Raw genomic sequence first — 19007 nt, forward strand, 5'->3', positions numbered from 1 at the left:
CCCGAGCCTGAGACCGTAGGGCGCCGGTGATCTGGGGATCCCGACGGCGTATCCGTGGCGGTTTCGGCTCGGGCGCTTTCGTGCGCGGGCTGGGTGCTGTCGGCCGGGTGGTCGGCTATGCCTGGCGCCGCTCGCTACAACTGCGTGTGGTGTCCCTGACGCTGGGGTTGTCCCTTGCCGTCATCCTGGTGCTGGGTTTCGTGCTGACCAGCCAGATCACCGACCGCATCCTCGAAGCCAAGGTCCGTGCCGGCACCGAAGAGGTCGAGCACGCCCGCACGACGGTGAGCGGCATCGTCGGCGGCGAGGAGACGCGCTCGCTGAACAGCAGCCTGCAGCTGGCGCGCAACACGCTCATCGACCGCAAGGTCGATTCGGGCTCGCGGCTGGCCGGTGCGTTCGACGCGGTGCTGGTGGTACCGGGTGACGGTCCGCGCGCGGCCACGTCGGCCGGGCCGGTGGGCGAGATTCCGAACTCGTTGCGCGACTTCGTCAAAGCGGGCCAGGTCAGCTACCAGTACGCGACCGTCCACACCGATGGCTTCTCCGGTCCCGCGCTGATCGTCGGCAGCCCGACGTCGTCGCAGGTCACCAACCTCGAGCTGTACCTGATCTTTCCGCTGAGCAACGAAGAGAGCACCATCGCGCTGGTGCGCGGCACCATGGCCACCGGTGGCATCGTGCTGCTGGGTCTGCTCGCGGCTATCGCGCTGCTGGTGGCCCGGCAGATCGTGCTGCCGGTGCGGTCGGCGTCGCGCATCGCCGAGCGGTTCGCCGAGGGACACCTCACCGAGCGCATGCCGGTACGCGGTGAGGACGACATGGCGCGCCTGGCGGTGTCGTTCAACGACATGGCCGAGAGCCTGCACAAGCAGATCACCCAGCTCGAAGAGTTCGGAAACCTGCAGCGCCGCTTCACCTCTGACGTCAGCCACGAGCTGCGGACGCCGCTGACGACGGTCCGCATGGCCGCGGACCTCATCTACGACCACAGCGAGGAACTCGACCCGGCGCTGCGGCGCTCGACGGAGTTGATGGTCAACGAACTCGACCGCTTCGAGACACTGCTGGCCGACCTGCTCGAAATCTCCCGGCACGACGCCGGTGTGGCCGAGCTGTCGGTGGAATCGGTCGACCTGCGCGACACCGTGCAGAGCGCACTCGACAACGTCGGCCACCTGGCCGACGACGCAAACATCAAACTCGCCGTGCATCTTCCGGACGAGGCCGTCATCGCCGAGGTGGATCCGCGCCGCGTCGAGCGGATCCTGCGCAACCTCATCGCCAACGCGATCGACCATGCGGAGAAGAAGCCCGTTCAGATCAAGATGGCCGCCGATGTGGATACCGTGGCAGTGACGGTCCGCGATTTCGGCGTGGGTCTGCGACCGGGCGAGGAGAAGATGGTGTTCAGCCGGTTCTGGCGCTCTGACCCCTCGCGGGTGCGGCGCTCCGGCGGCACCGGCCTCGGCCTGGCCATCAGCATCGAGGATGCCCGCCTGCACCAGGGTCGGCTGGAGGCCTGGGGCGAACCCGGCCACGGCGCCTGCTTCCGGCTCACGCTGCCGCTGGTGCGCGGTCACAAGGTGACCACCAGCCCGCTGCCCCTCAAACCCACTGGGCCCAAATCGGTTACGGCTCTCTCGTCCGGGGAACTGCCCGCGGGGGACGCATCGTGAAAGGGGCACTGGCGCTCTGCGCGGTGCTGATGCTGGTCCTGACGGGGTGCGCCGGCGTACCCAGTTCGTCGGCACCACAGGCCGTGGGCACCGTCGACCGGCCGGCGCCGCGCAACCTGCCGACGCCGTCGCCCGGCATGGACCCGGACCTGCTGCTGCGCGAATTCCTCAAAGCCACCGCCGATCCCGCGAACCGGCACCTGGCGGCGCGCCAGTTCCTCACCGAATCGGCATCCCGGTCGTGGGACGACGCCGGTAGCGCCCTGCTGATCGACCGCGTTGTGTTCGTGGAAACCCGTGGCACGGACAAGGTTTCGGTGACCATGCACGCCGACATCCTGGGCTCGCTGTCGGACGTCGGGGTGTTCGAGACGGGGGAGGGCGCGCTGCCCGACCCGGGCCCCATCGATCTGGTGAAGACGCCGCGGGGCTGGCGCATCGACAAGCTGCCCAACGGGGTATTCCTGGATTGGCAACAGTTCCAGTCCACCTACAAACGCGACACGCTGTACTTCGTCGACCCGACCGGCAAGACCGTCGTGCCCGACCCGCGCTACGTCGCGGTGTCCGACCCGGACCAGCTCGCCACCGAACTCGTCACCAAGCTGCTGTCCGGACCGCGGCCCGAGATGGCAAGCAGCGTACGGAATCTGATGGCCGCACCGCTGCGGTTGCGGGGTCCGGTGACGCGGGCCGACGGCGGCAAGACCGGTGTCGGACGCGGCTACGGCGGCGCCCGCATCGACCTCGAGAGCCTGTCGACCACCGACCCGCACAGCCGGCAACTGCTTGCGGCGCAGATCATCTGGACGCTGTTCCGGGCCGGGGTCAACGGCCCGTACGTGATCAACGCCGACGGCGCCGCCCTCGACGACCGCTTCGCCGAAGGCTGGAACACCTCCGACGTCGCGGCCACCGATCCGGGTGCCGACCCCGGCGCCGCGGCCGGCCTGCATGCTCTGGCCGGGGGATCGCTGGTGTCGCTGGAAGGTGACAACGCGCCGCGGGTCGCCGGGGCGTTCGGCCAACTGCCGGGCCAGACCTCGGCGGCGTTGTCGCGTAGCGGGCAGGAGGTCGCCTCGGTGGTGACGCTGCGGCCCGGCGCCCCGGACATGGCGCAGTCGCTGTGGGTGGGTCCGGTCAACGGCGACGCCGCACAGGCGCTCGACGCGCATACGCTGTCGCGTCCCAGCTGGTCGCTCGACGACGCGATCTGGATCGTCGTCGATGGCGCCAACGTCGTGCGCGCGATCCAGGAGGCGGCGTCAGGCCAACCCGCCCGCATTCCTGTCGACTCGTCGGCGGTGGCCACCAAATTCCCCGGCCCGATCAGCGCGCTGCAGTTGTCGCGGGACGCCACCCGCGCCGCGATGGTGATCAACGGCCAGGTGATCCTGGCCAGCGTCGAGCAGCGCGAGGGCGGCCAGCTCGCGCTCACCTATCCACGCCGGCTCGGTTTCGGCCTGGGCAACACGGCGCTGTCGCTGTCCTGGCGCACCGGCGACGACATCGTCGTGACCCGCACCGACGGCGCGCACCCCGTGTCGTACGTCAACCTCGACGGCGTCAACTCCGACGGGCCCACCAGGAACCTGGTCGTCCCGGTGTCGACCGTGGCCGCGAACACCTCGACGGTGTACCTCGCCGACCAACGTGGCGTGCTCCAGCTGTCGGGTTCGGCAGCGGACAACAACCTCATGTGGACCGATGTCCGGCCGCTGATGGTCGCGGGCGCACTGCCCGTGCTTCCTGGCTGAATCAATCTGTCGTACCCCCGCGCCATGCTGGCCTCATGCTCGACCTCGTCCTGCCCGTCGAATGCGGTGGCTGCGGTGCGCCGTCGACCCGCTGGTGCCCCGCCTGCGCGGCGGAACTGACCGTCCGCCCCGACGAGCCGCACGTCGTCTCGCCGCGGGAGGACCCCGGCATCCCGGTGTTCGCGCTCGGGCGCTACGCCGGGGCCAGAAGGCGCGCCGTCGTCGGGCTCAAAGAACATGGCCGCACCGATCTCGTCGCACCGCTCGCCGACGCCGTCGCCGCGGCGCTGCGGACGCTGATCGCCTGGGGCCTGATCGTGCCGCCGCTGACGGTGGTGCCCGCGCCCACCCGGAGTCTGGCCGCCCGGCGCCGCGGCGGCGACCCCGTCGCGAAGATCGCCCGCACCGCGGCCGCGGGTCTACCGGGAATGACGGTCCAGCCGGCATTGGCCATGCGGGCCTTCGCGCGCGACTCGGTGGGCCTCTCCAGCGCGCAGCGCCAGCGCAACATCCGCGGCCGCGTCCGACTGCGCACACCGGTGCGCGGGGAGGCCGTCGTGTTCGACGATGTGGTGACGACGGGTGCGACGGCAGCTGAGGCCGTTCGGGTCCTGCAAACATCCGGAGCGCAGGTGGCGGCGGTGCTCGCAATAGCACACGCGTGACCCTCCAGGCGGCATGACACGGCCGGAGGAGTACGTACATCAACTCGATATGAAGTTCTCAAAACCGGTATGCGAAATCGGTGGCACGACTAGGTGAACTCGGACTACCGTCGGCTGCAACCACCCGTGAAGCCTCACGGCGGTACCGACATATTCACTCGGTGCCAAATCGCTGACAGCGGTAGGAGGTGAGTAGTCAACACCTTGCGCCGGGCTGCGGCGACTTGCAGACCCGCTCGGCGCGTAGTTCAGACCGTGTGCAAGAAGAGCCACACGTGCACTGCGAGAGAGAAGCGAGTTGCTAAGCATGACAACCCAATCCGTGGATTCTGCCCGCTCGACCATGTTTGCCGACGACACCGAGCCTGCGCCCGAACCGCACGCCGACGTCGTCGTCAAGGGCCGCAACGTCGAGGTCCCCGAACACTTCCGCATCTACGTTTCCGAGAAGCTCGCTCGATTGGAGCGCTTCGATCGCACCATCTACCTGTTCGATGTCGAACTCGACCACGAGAAGAACCGGCGCCAGCGCAAGAACTGCCAGCATGTCGAGATCACGGCACGCGGCCGCGGGCCGGTCGTTCGTGGCGAAGGCTGTGCGGACAGCTTCTATGCGGCCCTCGAATCGGCCGTCGGCAAACTCGAGAACCGGCTCAGGCGCAGCAAGGACCGCCGCAAGATCCACTACGGCGACAAGACGCCGGTGGGCCTGGCCGAGGCGACGTCCATCGTGCCGCCCGAGGATCTGCCGGAGGTGCCGAACCAGACCGCAGCCGCCGAGGTCGACGACCATGTGCCCGGTCAGGTGGTCCGCGTCAAGGAGCACCCGGCCAACCCGATGACGGTCGATGATGCGCTCTACGAGATGGAGCTGGTCGGACACGACTTCTTCCTGTTCCACGACAAGGAGAGCGACCGGCCGACGGTGGTCTACCGCAGACATGCCTACGACTACGGATTGATCCGTCTGTCCTGAGGTCCCGCTGATGCGCCCCCGGCCGAACCGCCGGGGGCGCACTCTTATCTGCCGATTCCGCCGGTCACCTACGATGGTCACGTCTAACCCGCTGACGTATATCCGTTCCAGACCCACAGGGGAAAAGCGTGCTGTCGAAGTTGCTCCGCATCGGTGAAGGCCGCATGGTCAAGCGCCTGCAAAAGGTCGCCGACTATGTCAACACCTTGTCCGATGACGTCGAGAAGCTGTCGGACGACGAGCTGCGCGCCAAGACCGAAGAGTTCAAGAAGCGCATCGCCGGTGGTGAGTCGCTCGACGACCTGCTGCCCGAGGCCTTCGCCGTCGCCCGCGAGGCGGCCTGGCGCGTGCTGGACCAGCGCCACTTCGACGTCCAGGTGATGGGCGGCGCCGCGCTGCACTACGGCAACGTCGCCGAGATGAAGACCGGTGAGGGCAAGACCCTGACCTGTGTGCTCCCGGCCTACCTCAACGCGCTCTCCGGCAAGGGTGTGCACGTCGTCACCGTCAACGACTACCTGGCCAAGCGCGACAGCGAGTGGATGGGCCGTGTGCACCGCTTCCTCGGCCTGGAGGTCGGGGTGATCCTGTCGCAGCTGACGCCGGAGGAGCGTCGCGCCGCGTACAACGCCGACATCACCTACGGCACGAACAACGAGTTCGGCTTCGACTACCTGCGCGACAACATGGCGCACTCGGTCGACGACATGGTCCAGCGCGGCCACAACTTCGCCATCGTCGACGAGGTCGACTCGATCCTCATCGACGAGGCCCGTACCCCGCTGATCATCTCCGGCCCCGCCGATGGCGCGTCGAACTGGTACACCGAGTTCGCGCGCATCGCGCCGCTCATGGAGAAGGACGTCCACTACGAGGTCGACATCCGCAAGCGCACCATCGGTGTGCACGAGGCCGGTGTGGAGTTCGTCGAGAACCAGCTGGGCATCGACAACCTCTACGAGGCCGCCAACTCGCCGCTGGTCAGCTACCTGAACAACGCCATCAAGGCCAAGGAACTGTTCCAGCGCGACAAGGACTACATCGTCCGCGACGGCGAGGTCGTCATCGTCGACGAGTTCACCGGCCGTGTGCTGGTCGGCCGCCGCTACAACGAGGGCATGCACCAGGCCATCGAGGCCAAGGAGCACGTCGAGATCAAGGCCGAGAACCAGACCCTGGCCACCATCACGCTGCAGAACTACTTCCGGCTCTACGACAAGTTGTCCGGCATGACCGGTACCGCGGAGACCGAGGCCGCCGAGCTGCACGAGATCTACAAGCTCGGCGTGGTGCAGATCCCCACCAACCGGACCATGATCCGCCAGGACCAGTCCGACCTCATCTACAAGACCGAAGAGGCCAAGTACATCGCTGTCGTCGACGACGTGCAGGAGCGCTACGAGAAGGGCCAGCCGGTCCTGATCGGTACCACCAGCGTCGAGCGGTCGGAGTACCTGTCCAAGCAGTTCACCAAGCGCCGCATCCCGCACAACGTGCTCAACGCCAAGTACCACGAGCAGGAGGCGAGCATCATCGCCGAGGCGGGCCGGCTGAAGGCCGTCACGGTCGCCACCAACATGGCCGGTCGTGGTACCGACATCGTGCTGGGCGGCAACGTCGACTTCATCACCGACGCGCGCCTGCGCAAGCGCGGTCTGGACCCGGTCGAGACCCCGGAGGAGTACGAGGCGGCCTGGCACGAGGAGCTGCCGAAGGTCAAGCAGCTGGTCGAGGAAGAGGCCAAGAAGGTCCGCGAGGTCGGTGGCCTCTACGTGCTGGGCACCGAACGCCACGAGTCCCGTCGTATCGACAACCAGCTCCGCGGTCGCTCGGGCCGTCAGGGTGACCCGGGCGAGTCCCGGTTCTTCCTGTCGCTGTCCGACGAGCTGATGCGCCGCTTCAACGGCGCCACCCTCGAGGCGTTGCTGACCCGGCTGAACCTGCCGGACGACGTGCCGATCGAGGCCAAGATGGTGACCCGCGCGATCAAGAGCGCGCAGACCCAGGTCGAAGGGCAGAACTTCGAGGTCCGCAAGAACGTCCTCAAGTACGACGAGGTGATGAACCAGCAGCGCAAGGTCATCTACCGCGAGCGCAAGGCGATCCTCGAGGGGGAGGACGTCCAGGACACGGCGCACAAGATGCTGGTCGACGTCATCACCGCCTACGTCGACGGCGCCACCGCCGAGGGCTACGCCGAGGACTGGGATCTGGCCAAGCTGTGGGACGCGCTCAAGACGCTGTACCCGGTGGGCCTGGACTACCACAACCTGATCGACTCCGACGAGGTCGGCGAGCCGGGCGAGCTGACGCAGGACGAGCTGCGTGAGGCGCTGATCGCCGATGCCGAAAAGGCTTATGCCAAGCGCGAAGCCGACCTGGAGGCCATCGCCGGTCCCGGTGCCATGCGGCAGCTGGAGCGCAGCGTCCTGCTGAACGTCATCGACCGCAAGTGGCGCGAGCACCTCTACGAGATGGACTACCTCAAGGAGGGCATCGGCCTGCGGGCCATGGCGCAGCGCGACCCGCTGGTCGAGTACCAGCGCGAGGGCTTCGACATGTTCACGGGCATGCTCGAAGGCTTGAAGGAGGAGTCGGTCGGCTTCCTGTTCAACGTGCAGGTCGAGGCTCAGCAGGCGCCGCAGGTGGCCCCGGTCGCCGCGCCGCAGGGGCTCGCGCAGTTCGCCGCGGAGGCCGAGCAGAACGCCGCCCAAGAGCAGGCCGCACCGGCCGCGTTGCGCGCCAAGGGAATTGAGGACAAGGCCCCGGCCATGACCTACAGCGGTCCAGCAGAGGACGGGTCCGCGGAGGTGCGTCGCGAGGGTGGCCGGCACGCGGCGGGCCCGGGCTCGCGTCGGGAACGCCGTGAGGCCGCGCGCAAGCAGAAGCGGCGGTAACCCGCTCAACCCAGCTGCAGGGCCACGAATTGCCAACGCCCGCCGAGCATTTCGATGCGTCCGGCGGCGGCGTGCAGTCGTGGCCCGCGGCTGAAGGTGGCGAACACCTCGGCGGCCGTGGGCAACCCGTCCTGTTCACGGGCGGTGCGTAGCCGCACCTTGCGCAGCGCTGCCGTGCCATCGCTCCGGTTGTGGTGGGGCCATGACGACATGGCGTCGAACAGTGTCGAGGTGACCAGCGGACGCAGCTGCGCCATCGGCCGGCGTCGGTCGCTGACCTCCAGGACCCGGCGCAGGGCAGCGTCGGCGAACATCAGCGCGGCCGTGGGCGGCGCGACCTCGTGCCGAGATACGACGGCGGATACGGTCGCGCAGTCCGGTTCGGGATCGGCCACCACCTGCAGTCGGTTGGGGGCACGCACCGCCGCGCCGGTCTCGATCGGCGCAGGCTCGTAGTCGACGATCGGCGCCGTGAGGTCGATGTCGATGCGGGTCGATGCGGTCATGAAATCTCTCCAGCGGTCGGTCAGGTGCGTGACGCATCTGCTGGAGAGTTGCAGACCGCTAAATCATCGCACCGGTTTCACCAGGTGCTCGACGCCAATTCGCCGATCCGGTGCTGCGGGGGACCGGTCCCGGGGATACCGTGACGGGGTCGTTCCGGCAGGGGTGAAGGAGGCACGGGCTGCATGGTGACCCGGTTGTCGGCGTCGGACGCGTCGTTCTACGGGCTGGAAGACTCATCGACACCCATGTACGTCGGGACGCTGTCCATCCTGCGTAAGCCGCGGGCCGGCCTGAGCTACGAGACGCTGCTGGCGACCGTCGAGGCCAGGCTGCCGCAGATCCCGCGCTACCGGCAGAAGGTCCGCGAGGTGACGCTCGGGCTGGCCCGGCCGGTCTGGGTCGACGACCGCGACTTCGACATCACCTATCACATCCGGCGCTCGGCGCTGCCGTCCCCGGGCAGTGATGCCCAGCTCCATGATCTGGTGGCCCGGCTGGGCTCGCGGCCGCTGGACAAGACCCGGCCGCTGTGGGAGATGTGCCTGGTCGAAGGGCTCTCCGACAATCGGCTGGCGATCTACACCAAGACCCACCAGGCCCTCGTCAACGGCATGACAGCGCTGGAGATCGGGCACGTCATCGCCGACCGCACGCAGAAGCCGCCCGAGTTCGGCGAGGACATCTGGATCCCGGGCCGCGAACCCAGCGACGCCTCGCTGCTGCTGGGCGCCATCGGGGAGTGGATCACGCGCCCGACGGCGCAGCTGGCCGCGGTCCAGTCGGCGGCGGCGGACATGATCTCCAGCACCGAACAGTTCGTCGAGGCCGGCCGGCGCGTCATCGACATGGCCCGCACGCTGGTCCGGGGCACCGCCCCGAGCAGTCCGCTGAACGCCACCGTGTCCCGCAACCGGCGGTTCACCGTCGCCAAACACGAGCTGGAGGAGTACCGCCAGCTACGGACGCGCTTCGACTGCGACGTCAACGACGTGGTGCTGTCGGTGGTGACCGGCGCGCTGCGGAACTGGCTGATGTCCCGCGGTCAATCGGTGTCGACGGGCCTGACAGTGCGGGCCATGGCGCCGATGTCGGTCTATCCCGAAACCGACCATCTGGAGACCGCCGGCCCCGGCCAGGCGATCAGCGAGGTGACGCCGTTCCTGGTCGACCTGCCGGTGGGCGAGAACAACGCGCTCGTCCGGCTGTCCCAGATCGCGCACGCCACCGAGACCCAGGCCACGACGACCACCCCGGTCGACGCGCGCACCATCGTCACGCTGTCGGGTTTCGCGCCGCCGACGCTGCACGCCATGGGCACCCGGGTCGCGACCAGCTTCCCGGCGCGCCAGTTCAACCTGTTGATCACCAACGTCCCCGGCGCGCAGAAGCAGATGTACGTCGCGGGCACCAAGCTGCTGGACACGTACGCGGTGCCGCCGCTGCTGAACAACCAGGTGCTGGCGCTCGGCATCACGTCGTACAACGGCAGCCTCTACTACGGCATCAACGCCGACCGCGAGGCCATGAGCGACGTCGACGTCTTCCCCAGCCTGTTGCGCGAGGCGCTCGACGAGCTGCGCGAGGTGGCGCGCTGATGGCGTCCAGGAAGGCCCGCAAGATTCCCAACGACGTCTACGAGGCCGAAATCTTCCGGCTGCAGACCGAGTTGGTGAAGCTGCAGGAGTGGGTGCGTGCCACCGGTGCCCGCATCGTCATCGTCTTCGAGGGGCGCGACGCCGCGGGCAAGGGCGGCACCATCAAGCGCATCACCGAATACCTGAGTCCGCGTATCGCGCGCGTCGCGGCGCTGCCGGCGCCGAGCGACCGGGAGCGAGGCGAGTGGTACTACCAGCGCTACATCGCGCACCTGCCGGCCAAAGGCGAGATCGTGCTGTTCGACCGGTCCTGGTACAACCGGGCCGGCGTCGAAAAGGTGATGGGGTTCTGCACCCCGCAGGAGCACGCGCTGTTCCTGCGGCAGACCCCGATCTTCGAGCAGATGCTGATCGACGACGGCATCATCCTGCGCAAGTACTGGTTCTCGGTGTCCGACGGCGAACAGCTGAAGCGGTTCCGGTCCCGCCTGAACGACCCCGTCCGGCAGTGGAAGCTCTCGCCCATGGACCTCGAGTCGGTGTACCGCTGGGAGGACTACTCGCGCGCCAAGGACGAGATGATGGTCCACTGCGACACCCCGCAGAGCCCCTGGTTCGTCGTCGAATCCGATATCAAGAAGCACGCGCGGCTGAACATGATCGCGCATCTGCTGTCGACGATCCCGTACGAGCCGGTCGACCATCCGAAGGTGGAGCTGCCGGAGCGTCCGGTCATCACCGGGACGTACATCCGGCCCTCACGCGAACTCACCACCTATGTGCCAGATCACGTGGCCGAGCTGATGAGCGATCCCGAGAGATCCCTTTAGAGTGCCCTGGTGCGTGTCTATATTCCGGCGACCCTGGCGATGCTGTCGCAACTCGTGGCAGACGGGGTGATGCCGGCCCGCAGCGGTACTGCGTTCGCGGTGACGCCGACGCTGCGTGAGGCCTACGCGCACGGCGACGAGGACGAGCTCGGCGAGATCGCGCTGCAGGAAGCCGCGCTGGCGTCACTGCGGCTGCTGGCCGGCGAAGGGGTCGGCGAGGACGCCGGGTTGCCGCCGCGGCGGGCGGTGCTGGTGGCCGAGGCCGAAGAGGTGACGGTCCGCCCGGATTTGGACGACGCGGTGGTGCGCCTGGCCGGGCCGGTCAAGCTGGCCGACGTGATCGCGGCGTACGTCGACAACTCGGCGGCCGAGCCGGCGGTGCTTGCTGCGGTGGCCGTCGTCGACGCCGCCGACCTCGGTGACGAGGACGCCGAGCTCACCGTCGGAGATGCTCAGGATCATGATCTGGCGTGGTACGCCGCTCAGGAGTTACCGTTTTTGTTGGAGCTTCTATAGCCCTTGTCCCTGGCTTGCAGGGGTAGCTACTTGTGCGTAGGTTACGGTACCGTAGGTTAGGACGACCAACCGAGCGGGAGTGAACGTGGCCAAGAACACCATCAAGGTCTCGGCCAATGTGGTCGACACGGTGCGGCCCAAGGTTGCCGGCGCCAAGGAACGGCCGGGGTGGCACGCGCTGCGCACACTCGTCGGGCGCATCACCACACCGCTGCTGCCGGATGACTACCTCAAGCTGGTCAATCCGCTGTGGTCGGCACGGGAGCTGCGCGGCAAGGTCGTCGAGGTGCGCCGCGAGACCGAGGATTCGGCAACCCTGGTGATCAAGCCGGGCTGGGGCTTCTCGTTCGACTACCACCCGGGGCAGTACATCGGCATCGGCTTGCTGGTGGACGGCCGCTGGCGGTGGCGTTCGTACTCGCTGACCTCGAGCCCGGTGGAATCGCGCGGCGACCACACCATCACCATCACGGTGAAGGCCATGCCCGAGGGCTTCCTGTCGACCCACCTGGTCGGTGGCGTGGCGCCCGGCACCATCGTGCGGCTGGCTGCGCCGCAGGGCGAGTTCGTCATGCCGGATCCCGCGCCGGGCAAGGTGCTGTTCCTGACCGCCGGGTCGGGCATCACCCCGGTGATGTCGATGCTGCGCACCCTCGCGCGCCGGGACCAGATCACCGACATCGTCCACCTGCACTCGGCCCCGACCGCGGCCGACGTCATCTTCGCCGACGAGTTGGCCAAGCTGGCCGAGGCTCATCCGAGCTACCAGTTGCGGGTGCGGGCCACCCGTACCGAGGGCCGCCTGGATCTGTCGAAGCTGGACGAGGAAGTCGCCGACTGGCGGACGCGCGAAGCGTGGGCGTGTGGCCCGGAGGCCATGCTCCACGACGCCGAGCGCGAATACGGGGCGGCGGGGCTCGGGGTGCGCCTGCATCTGGAGCGTTTCGCGGCGTCCCGGGCGGCGGTCGAGGGCACCGGTGGTTCGGTGACCTTCGAGCGCAGCGGAAAGACCGTCGTCGCCGATGCGGCGACATCGCTGATGGAGGCCGGCGAACAGGCCGGCGTGCAGATGCCGTTCGGTTGCCGGATGGGTATCTGCCAGTCCTGCGTGGTGAGTTTGCTGGAGGGTCACGCACGGGATCTGCGGACCGGAGCGGAACGGGAACCGGGAAGTCGGGTGCAGACGTGCGTTTCGGCTGCGGCCGGCGACTGTGTGTTGGATATTTAACAAAACCGCAGATCTGGGAAATGTAGAATTTGCTGTCTAGCAACCTACGGTTGAGTAGGTTACGCTAGCGTAGGTAACTGGAAGGAGGTCGATATGGCAGTCACTGACGTACCTGAATTCACGCACTTGACCGAAGCCGATATCGAGGCTCTGGGCGTCGAGCTGGACGCGATCCGGCAAGACATCGAGGAAAGCCGCGGCGTTCGCGACGCGCGCTACATCCGCCGCACCATCGCGGCACAACGTGCTCTCGAAGTGGCCGGCCGCCTGCTGCTGTTGCGCAGCTCGAAGCGGTCGTACTGGTGGGCCGGGGCAAGCACCCTGGGCGTGGCCAAGATCATCGAGAACATGGAGATCGGCCACAACGTCATGCACGGCCAGTGGGACTGGATGAACGATCCCGAGATTCACTCCTCGACGTGGGAGTGGGACATGAACGGGGTCTCCAAGCACTGGCGGTTCACCCACAACTTCATGCACCACAAGTACACGAACATCCTCGGGATGGACGACGACGTGGGCTACGGCCTGATTCGCGTCACCCGGGACATCCGCTGGAAGCCCCATCACCTGTTCAACCTCGGGTTCAACACCGTCCTGGCGTTGTTGTTCGAGTGGGGCGTGGGTCTGCAGCACCTGGAGCTCGGCAAGATCTTCAAGGGCCGCGACGACCGCAAGGCCACGATGATCCGCGTGCGTGAGTTCGGCACCAAGGCCGCGCATCAGCTGGGCAAGGACTACGTCGCGTACCCCGCGCTCACGTCCCTGTCACCGGGCGCCACGTTCAAGTCGACGATTAAGGCCAACTTCCTGGCCAACGTCATCCGCAACGTGTGGGCCAACGCGGTGATCTTCTGCGGCCATTTCCCCGATGGCGCCGAGAAGTTCACCAAGACCGACATGGTCGGCGAATCCAAGGGCGAGTGGTACCTGCGCCAGATGCTGGGCAGCGCCAACTTCAACTCGGGTCCCGTGCTGCGCTTCATGAGCGGCAACCTGAGCCACCAGATCGAGCATCACCTGTACCCGGACCTGCCCAGCAACCGGCTGTACGAGATCTCGATCCGCGTTCGGGCGCTGTGCGAGAAGTACGACCTGCCCTACACCACCGGGAACTTCCTGGTGCAGTACGGCAAGACGTGGCGCACCATCGCCAAGCTGTCGGTGCCGAACAAGTACCTGACCGACACCGTCGACGACGCCCCGGAGACCCGGAGCGAGCGGATGTTCGTCGAGCTCGACGAGAGCTTCGGCGCCATCGACCCGGCGACCGGCAACAAGCGCGGTCTGAAGACGGCCATCGCCACCGTGCGCAGCCGCCGTCGGGCCAAGCGCGCCGCAGCCGCCGCGTAAAGCAGTCGTGAAAACCCCCAAAACCGGCCGGTTTTGGGGGTTTTTACGTTTTCCTGCGGTCCTTCTGGCAGTGGCGCTCGCCGTCGCCTGCTCGCCGGGGCAGGCGCGGCCCGACACCGCCGCCGTGCAACTGGGCCACGAGTTCGTCCTCGCCGGCGGGCAGGACGCGGTGGTCGACGGTGCCGGGTTGCGGCTGAAATTCGATCGGGTGCTCGATGATTCGCGCTGCCCGAAGCGGGTGTCGTGTGTCTGGACGGGTGCGGCCCGAATCGCGGTCACCGTCACGCCCGACGGCCGGCCGCCGGCCACGCTGGAGTTCAACACCAACCCCGCGCCGGGGCAGACTCACCTGACCGAGACGGTCGGCGGGTTCGCCGTCGAATTACGGTCGCTGGACCCGTATCCCGAGACGCCGGGCACCATCCCGCTGCCGGACTACCGCGCGACGATGCTGGTGACGCGTTAGTACGTCGGCTCGTTCAGGACCGCGAGGAGACGACGGGCCGCCGCGACGCGGTCGACGGCCGGTCCGGTGAGCGCGTCCAGCGCGCACTCTGGGTCCGCCGGTGGGCCCATGTGCCCGCAGCCGCGGGGGCAGTCCTCGATGGCCTCGGCGAGGTCGGAAAAAGCCATCAGCACGTCGTCGGGCTTGATGTGTGCCAGCCCGAACGAGCGGATACCCGGTGTGTCGACGACCCAGCCGTCGTCGAGCGGCAGTGCCACCGACTGCGTCGAGGTGTGCTTGCCCTTGCCGACGCCCGACACGTCACCGGTGGCCCGGTCTGCTTCTGGCACAAGGCGATTCACCAGCGTCGATTTGCCGACACCGGAGTGGCCGAGCAGTACGGTGATCTGACCTTCGAGCAGGGGCGCCACGGCGTCGAGCGGGTCGTCGCGGCCGGCGGTGATGATCGTCAGGTCCAGGCCGGTGAACTCGGCGGCGAACGGTTCGGCGGGAGCCAGGTCCTGCTTGGTCAGGCACAGGATGGGCCGCAGCCCACCGACGTACGCGGCGATGAGGGCACGCTGCACCAGCCCGGCACGCGGCGGCGGATCGGCCAGCGCGACCACCATCAACAACTGGTCGGCATTGGCGACCACCACCCGTTCGGTGGGGTCGGTGTCATCGGCGGTGCGACGCAGCACCGTTCGGCGCTCGTCGCGGCGGACGATGCGCGCCAGGGTGTCGGGCTTGCCGGACAGATCGCCGACGATGCCCACCGAGTCGCCGACCACGATCGGGGTGCGGCCCAGTTCGCGGGCCCGCATCGCGGTGACAATGTGGTCGGGATTGCCGTCCAGCGCACAGCCCCACCGGCCGCGGTCGACGGTGACGACCATGGCCTCGCGCGCGTCGGCGTGGGTCGGCCGGTTCTTGGTGCGCGGACGCGAACCTTTGCCCGAGCGCACCCGGACATCGGATTCGTCGTACTCCCGCAAGCTATTTCCCGGCCAGCAGGTTGGCCCACATACCGGGGAAGTCGGGCAGTGTCTTGGCCGTGGTGGCGATGTCCTCCACCTGGACGCCGGGCACCCGCAGCCCGATGATCGCGCCGGCGGTGGCCATGCGGTGGTCGGCGTAGGACCGCCAGAGGCCGCCGTGCAGCGGCACCGCCGTGATCACCAGACCGTCGTCGGTCTCGCGACACTGGCCGCCCAGCCCGTTGATCTCGGCGGTCAGCGCGGCCAGGCGGTCGGTCTCGTGCCCACGCAGGTGCGCGATGCCCGACAGCGTCGACACCGAACCCTCGCTGGCCAGCGCGGCGAGCGCGGCCATCGACGGCGCTAGCTCGCCGACGGCCTTCAGGTCGGCCTCGAAGCCGCCGTAGGTTTGCGCGCCCCGGACCTCCAGGAACGAATCGACCACCTGGACAACGGTATTCAGCTTGCCCAGCAGCTCCAGGACGTCAGCGGTCGGCTGCACGCTCTGCTGCGGCCAATGGGCCAGCCGCACCGTGCCGCCCGTCACCGCGGCGGCGGCCAGGAACGGCACCGAATTCGACAGGTCGGGTTCGATGGCCCAGTGCCGCGCCGCGATCGGGCCCGACGCCACGTGCCAACGGTTCGGCTCGCTGTAGTCGACCTCGACGCCCGCCTCGCGCAGCATCGTGATGGTCATCTCGATGTGTGGCTGCGACGGCACCGTCGCACCGGTGTGGATCACCGTCAGGCCGTCGCGGAAAGTGGCTCCCGCCAACAACAGTCCGGACACGAACTGCGACGACGACGACGCGTCGATCCGCACCTCGCCGCCGGCCACCGACCCGGTGCCCGACACGGTGAACGGCATGCCGTCGCCGTCGATGTCGACGCCGAGACCGCGCATCGCGTCCAGCAGGGGCGTGATGGGACGGGTCTTGGCCTGCTCGTCGCCGTCAAAGATGACGCGTCCGGTGCCTTGCGCGGCGACCGGCGGGACGAACCTCAGCACGGTGCCGGCGAGCCCGCAGTCGATGCGCACGTCGCCGGTGGGGGAGATGGCGCCACCGACGGTCAGTTCGGTGCCGTCACCGGTGATCGTCACGCCCAGCGCCTGCAGTGCGCCGATCATCAGGTTGGTGTCGCGGCTGCGCAGCGCGCCGCTGATGGTCGAGGTGCCCTGCGGTGTGGCCAGGGCTGCCAAGATCAGCGCTCGGTTGGTCTGCGACTTCGATCCCGGCACGGTGACAGTGGCCTGCACCGGACCGGTCACCGACGGTGCGGGCCAGAGTTCCATGCCCCTATCCTGCCTGGTATGTGCGGGCGATTTGCAGTCACCACCGACCCGGCGCTGCTGGCCGAGAAGATCCAGGCTCTCGACGAGACGAATGCCAAGGCGTCGGACGCCGCCAAAGACGGCGGTGAACAGGGCGGCACCCTGCCGTCGGCCAACTACAACGTGGCGCCCACCACGACGATCAGCACCGTGGTGCGGCGGCATTCCGAGCCTGACGACGAGCCCACCCGCCGGGTGCGGTCGATGCGCTGGGGCCTGATCCCTCCGTGGGTCAAGACCACGGCCGACGGCGCGCCGGACACCAAGGGGCCGCTGCTGATCAACGCGCGTGCCGAGACGCTGACCACGTCGCCGGCGTTCCGCGGATCGGCGAAGTCGAAGCGCTGCCTCGTCCCGATGGACGGCTGGTACGAGTGGCGGCCCAACCCGGCCGCCGACGGCAAGAAGGCCACGAAGACGCCGTTCTACATGCACGCCGCGGACGACGACCTGCTCTTCATGGCGGGTCTGTGGTCGACGTGGCGGCCGGCCGGCGCGCCCAAGGACAGCCTGCCGCTCGTCAGCTGCACCATCATCACGACGGAGTCGGTCGGGCCGCTGGCCGGTATCCACGACCGCATGCCACTGACCATCAGCGCCCGTGACTGGGACCGTTGGCTCGATCCCGACGCACCCATCGACGAGGGGCTGTTGCGCGGGCACGGCGACCTGGACCGCATCGTCACCCGTGAGGTGTCCAAGTTGGTCAACAGCATTCGCAACAACGGCCCCGAACTCATCGAGCCCGCCGACAACGAATCCGAAGGGACGCTGTTTTGACCGCCCTGGACCCGCTGTTGGTGGAAGCCCTCGGCGCTGACCTGCGCTCGGCCGGCTACACCACCGACGGCGTGGCCGAACTGCTCGGCGACGACGCGAACGCCGCGATGGGCCGGGGCGTGTGGTGGCCGGCGCTGCGCGCGACTGCCGGCGGCGGCCGCCTGGCCACGCTGGTGCGATTGTTCCTGCTGGGCACCGACGAACCGGCCGATCAGGTGCGGGCGGCGTTCCCGTCGGCCGGTCTGGCCGAATTGGCGGCGGCCGGCGTGCTGGAGGAGGTGGGCGACACCGTCAGGGCGGCCCTCGACATCCGGCCGCACAGTGATGGTGAACGCGATTTCTACGTCGTCTCCGACCAGGATGCCGCTCTGCGCGGCGGGCCGGTCGAGCATGAGCACGTGCTCGGCATCGGTGGTGCGTCGATGTCGTTGGCGCGGGCCGTGATTCGCACCCCGGTGCAGCGCGCGCTCGATCTGGGTACCGGCTGCGGCATCCAGGCGCTGCACCTGAACGGGCACTGCGCCGACATCGTGGGCACCGACACCAACCCGCGGGCACTGACACTGGCGCGGGCGACCGCGGGCATCAACGGCATGTCCTGGGACATGCGGCCCGGCAGCCTGTTCGAGCCGGTGGCGGGGGAACGGTTCGACCTGGTCGTGTCCAACCCGCCGTTCGTGGTGGGCGCGGGCGCCCAGGACTACATCTACCGCGATTCGGGGGTCGCCGGAGATGGGCTGTGCCGCACCATCATCGAGAACGTCGGCAACTACCTGACCCCCGGCGGCACCGCGCAGATCATGGCCAATTGGATTGTCCGGGAAGATGATTGGCGGTCCCGGGTGCAGGAGTGGCTGGCGGGTACCGGGTTGCACGCCTGGGTGGTGCAGCGCGAACTGGCCGACCCGGTCAGCTATGTGTCGCTGTGGCTGGCCGACGCGGGGGAGTCCGCGGAACAGATCGCGCAGCGCGGCGCCGACTGGCTGGACTGGTTCGACGCCGAGGGCATCACCGGGATCGGCATGGGACTGATCTCGCTGCGTGTGCCGCGTCCCGGTGAGGCACCCGAGCAGATCCTCGAGGAGATCACCGACGAACCCATCACGGGCATCGAGGTGGAGGCGTTCTTCGCCCGTCGCGCCTACCTGCGTGACACCTCGGACGACGCGCTGCTGGCTGCCCGCCTGTCGACCGCTCCGGTACTGCTGGAACAGCATTCACTGCCGGGGCCGGACGGCTGGCAGGAGATCGGATGCGCGGTCCGTCGTCCCGGCGGGCCGGGTGCGGTGCTCGGGGTGGACGAGGTGTTCACGGCGCTGCTGGCCGGGTGCCGCGGTGAGGTGCCGCTGGGCACGCTCATCGGACTGCTGGCCGCGCATCACGGGGTGGACGCCGACGCGCTGGCCGAGGCCGCGCTGCCGGAGATCCGCGAGGCCATCGCCCGGGGAATTCTCTACCAGGCCAACTGA

Annotated in this window: 16 protein-coding genes; 13 read left to right on the forward strand and 3 right to left on the reverse strand. The window is 68.3% G+C overall.

The window, feature by feature from the left end; all coding sequences use genetic code 11:
- The first annotated feature begins 26 nt into the window (after positions 1-26).
- The 5 genes from mtrB to secA all read left to right on the forward strand — a co-directional run bounded on the left by mtrB (position 27) and on the right by secA (position 7974).
- Complete coding sequence (gene mtrB / locus ACJH7A_RS02995) at positions 27-1679, forward strand: MtrAB system histidine kinase MtrB (RefSeq protein ID WP_029105562.1); 1653 nt, start codon at positions 27-29, stop codon at positions 1677-1679.
- A gap of 8 nt (positions 1680-1687) precedes the next feature.
- Complete coding sequence (lpqB, locus tag ACJH7A_RS03000) at positions 1688-3436, forward strand: MtrAB system accessory lipoprotein LpqB (protein WP_346414821.1); 1749 nt, start codon at positions 1688-1690, stop codon at positions 3434-3436.
- A 35-nt stretch (positions 3437-3471) separates the two neighbouring features.
- Positions 3472-4101, forward strand: a complete 630-nt coding sequence (locus ACJH7A_RS03005) for a ComF family protein (RefSeq protein WP_406801412.1) — start codon at positions 3472-3474, stop codon at positions 4099-4101.
- Positions 4102-4444: 343 nt separating this feature from the next.
- Complete coding sequence (gene hpf / locus ACJH7A_RS03010; protein ID WP_406774253.1) at positions 4445-5077, forward strand: ribosome hibernation-promoting factor, HPF/YfiA family; 633 nt, start codon at positions 4445-4447, stop codon at positions 5075-5077.
- 128 nt (positions 5078-5205) lie between these two features.
- Positions 5206-7974: a preprotein translocase subunit SecA gene (gene secA / locus ACJH7A_RS03015; RefSeq protein WP_064858408.1), complete on the forward strand. Its 2769-nt coding sequence runs from the start codon at positions 5206-5208 to the stop codon at positions 7972-7974.
- A 5-nt stretch (positions 7975-7979) separates the two neighbouring features.
- Here secA and ACJH7A_RS03020 read toward each other — a convergent pair whose 3' ends face one another.
- On the reverse strand, positions 7980-8480 hold the full coding sequence (locus ACJH7A_RS03020) for an Rv3235 family protein (protein WP_060999059.1): 501 nt from the start codon (positions 8478-8480) through the stop codon (positions 7980-7982).
- 183 nt (positions 8481-8663) lie between these two features.
- Between ACJH7A_RS03020 and ACJH7A_RS03025 the strand changes: the two genes are divergently transcribed.
- The 6 genes from ACJH7A_RS03025 to ACJH7A_RS03050 all read left to right on the forward strand — a co-directional run bounded on the left by ACJH7A_RS03025 (position 8664) and on the right by ACJH7A_RS03050 (position 14469).
- Positions 8664-10076, forward strand: coding sequence for a wax ester/triacylglycerol synthase family O-acyltransferase (locus tag ACJH7A_RS03025; RefSeq protein ID WP_064858407.1), 1413 nt, complete (start codon positions 8664-8666; stop codon positions 10074-10076).
- Positions 10076-10906, forward strand: coding sequence for a polyphosphate kinase 2 (gene ppk2 / locus ACJH7A_RS03030; protein WP_406783823.1), 831 nt, complete (start codon positions 10076-10078; stop codon positions 10904-10906). Before ACJH7A_RS03025 ends, ppk2 begins: the two co-directional genes overlap by 1 nt.
- A 6-nt stretch (positions 10907-10912) precedes the next feature.
- Complete coding sequence (locus tag ACJH7A_RS03035; protein ID WP_406783847.1) at positions 10913-11422, forward strand: DUF6912 family protein; 510 nt, start codon at positions 10913-10915, stop codon at positions 11420-11422.
- 85 nt (positions 11423-11507) lie between these two features.
- Entirely contained in the window at positions 11508-12650 is a 1143-nt protein-coding gene (locus ACJH7A_RS03040; protein WP_406783822.1) for a ferredoxin reductase, read from the forward strand.
- Between the two features lie 93 nt (positions 12651-12743).
- Positions 12744-14003: a fatty acid desaturase family protein gene (locus tag ACJH7A_RS03045; RefSeq protein WP_406783821.1), complete on the forward strand. Its 1260-nt coding sequence runs from the start codon at positions 12744-12746 to the stop codon at positions 14001-14003.
- A 70-nt stretch (positions 14004-14073) separates the two neighbouring features.
- Positions 14074-14469: a hypothetical protein gene (locus ACJH7A_RS03050; RefSeq protein WP_406783820.1), complete on the forward strand. Its 396-nt coding sequence runs from the start codon at positions 14074-14076 to the stop codon at positions 14467-14469.
- Here ACJH7A_RS03050 and rsgA read toward each other — a convergent pair.
- Positions 14466-15443: a ribosome small subunit-dependent GTPase A gene (gene rsgA, locus ACJH7A_RS03055; RefSeq protein ID WP_060999069.1), complete on the reverse strand. Its 978-nt coding sequence runs from the start codon at positions 15441-15443 to the stop codon at positions 14466-14468. The two genes, ACJH7A_RS03050 and rsgA, sit on opposite strands and share 4 nt — an antisense overlap.
- 1 nt (position 15444) lies before the next feature.
- Complete coding sequence (gene aroA / locus ACJH7A_RS03060) at positions 15445-16719, reverse strand: 3-phosphoshikimate 1-carboxyvinyltransferase (RefSeq protein ID WP_406783819.1); 1275 nt, start codon at positions 16717-16719, stop codon at positions 15445-15447.
- Between the two features lie 18 nt (positions 16720-16737).
- Between aroA and ACJH7A_RS03065 the strand changes: the two genes are divergently transcribed.
- Together ACJH7A_RS03065 and ACJH7A_RS03070 are read left to right on the forward strand one after the other, a co-directional pair.
- Positions 16738-17538: an SOS response-associated peptidase gene (locus tag ACJH7A_RS03065; RefSeq protein ID WP_163693052.1), complete on the forward strand. Its 801-nt coding sequence runs from the start codon at positions 16738-16740 to the stop codon at positions 17536-17538.
- Positions 17535-19007 (forward strand): methyltransferase, encoded by a 1473-nt coding sequence (locus ACJH7A_RS03070; RefSeq protein WP_138250052.1) that lies wholly within the window; start codon positions 17535-17537, stop codon positions 19005-19007. The genes ACJH7A_RS03065 and ACJH7A_RS03070 overlap by 4 nt, the downstream gene beginning before the upstream one ends.

This window comes from Mycobacterium sp. SMC-17 (assembly GCF_045310915.1).
GTDB lineage: Bacteria > Actinomycetota > Actinomycetes > Mycobacteriales > Mycobacteriaceae > Mycobacterium.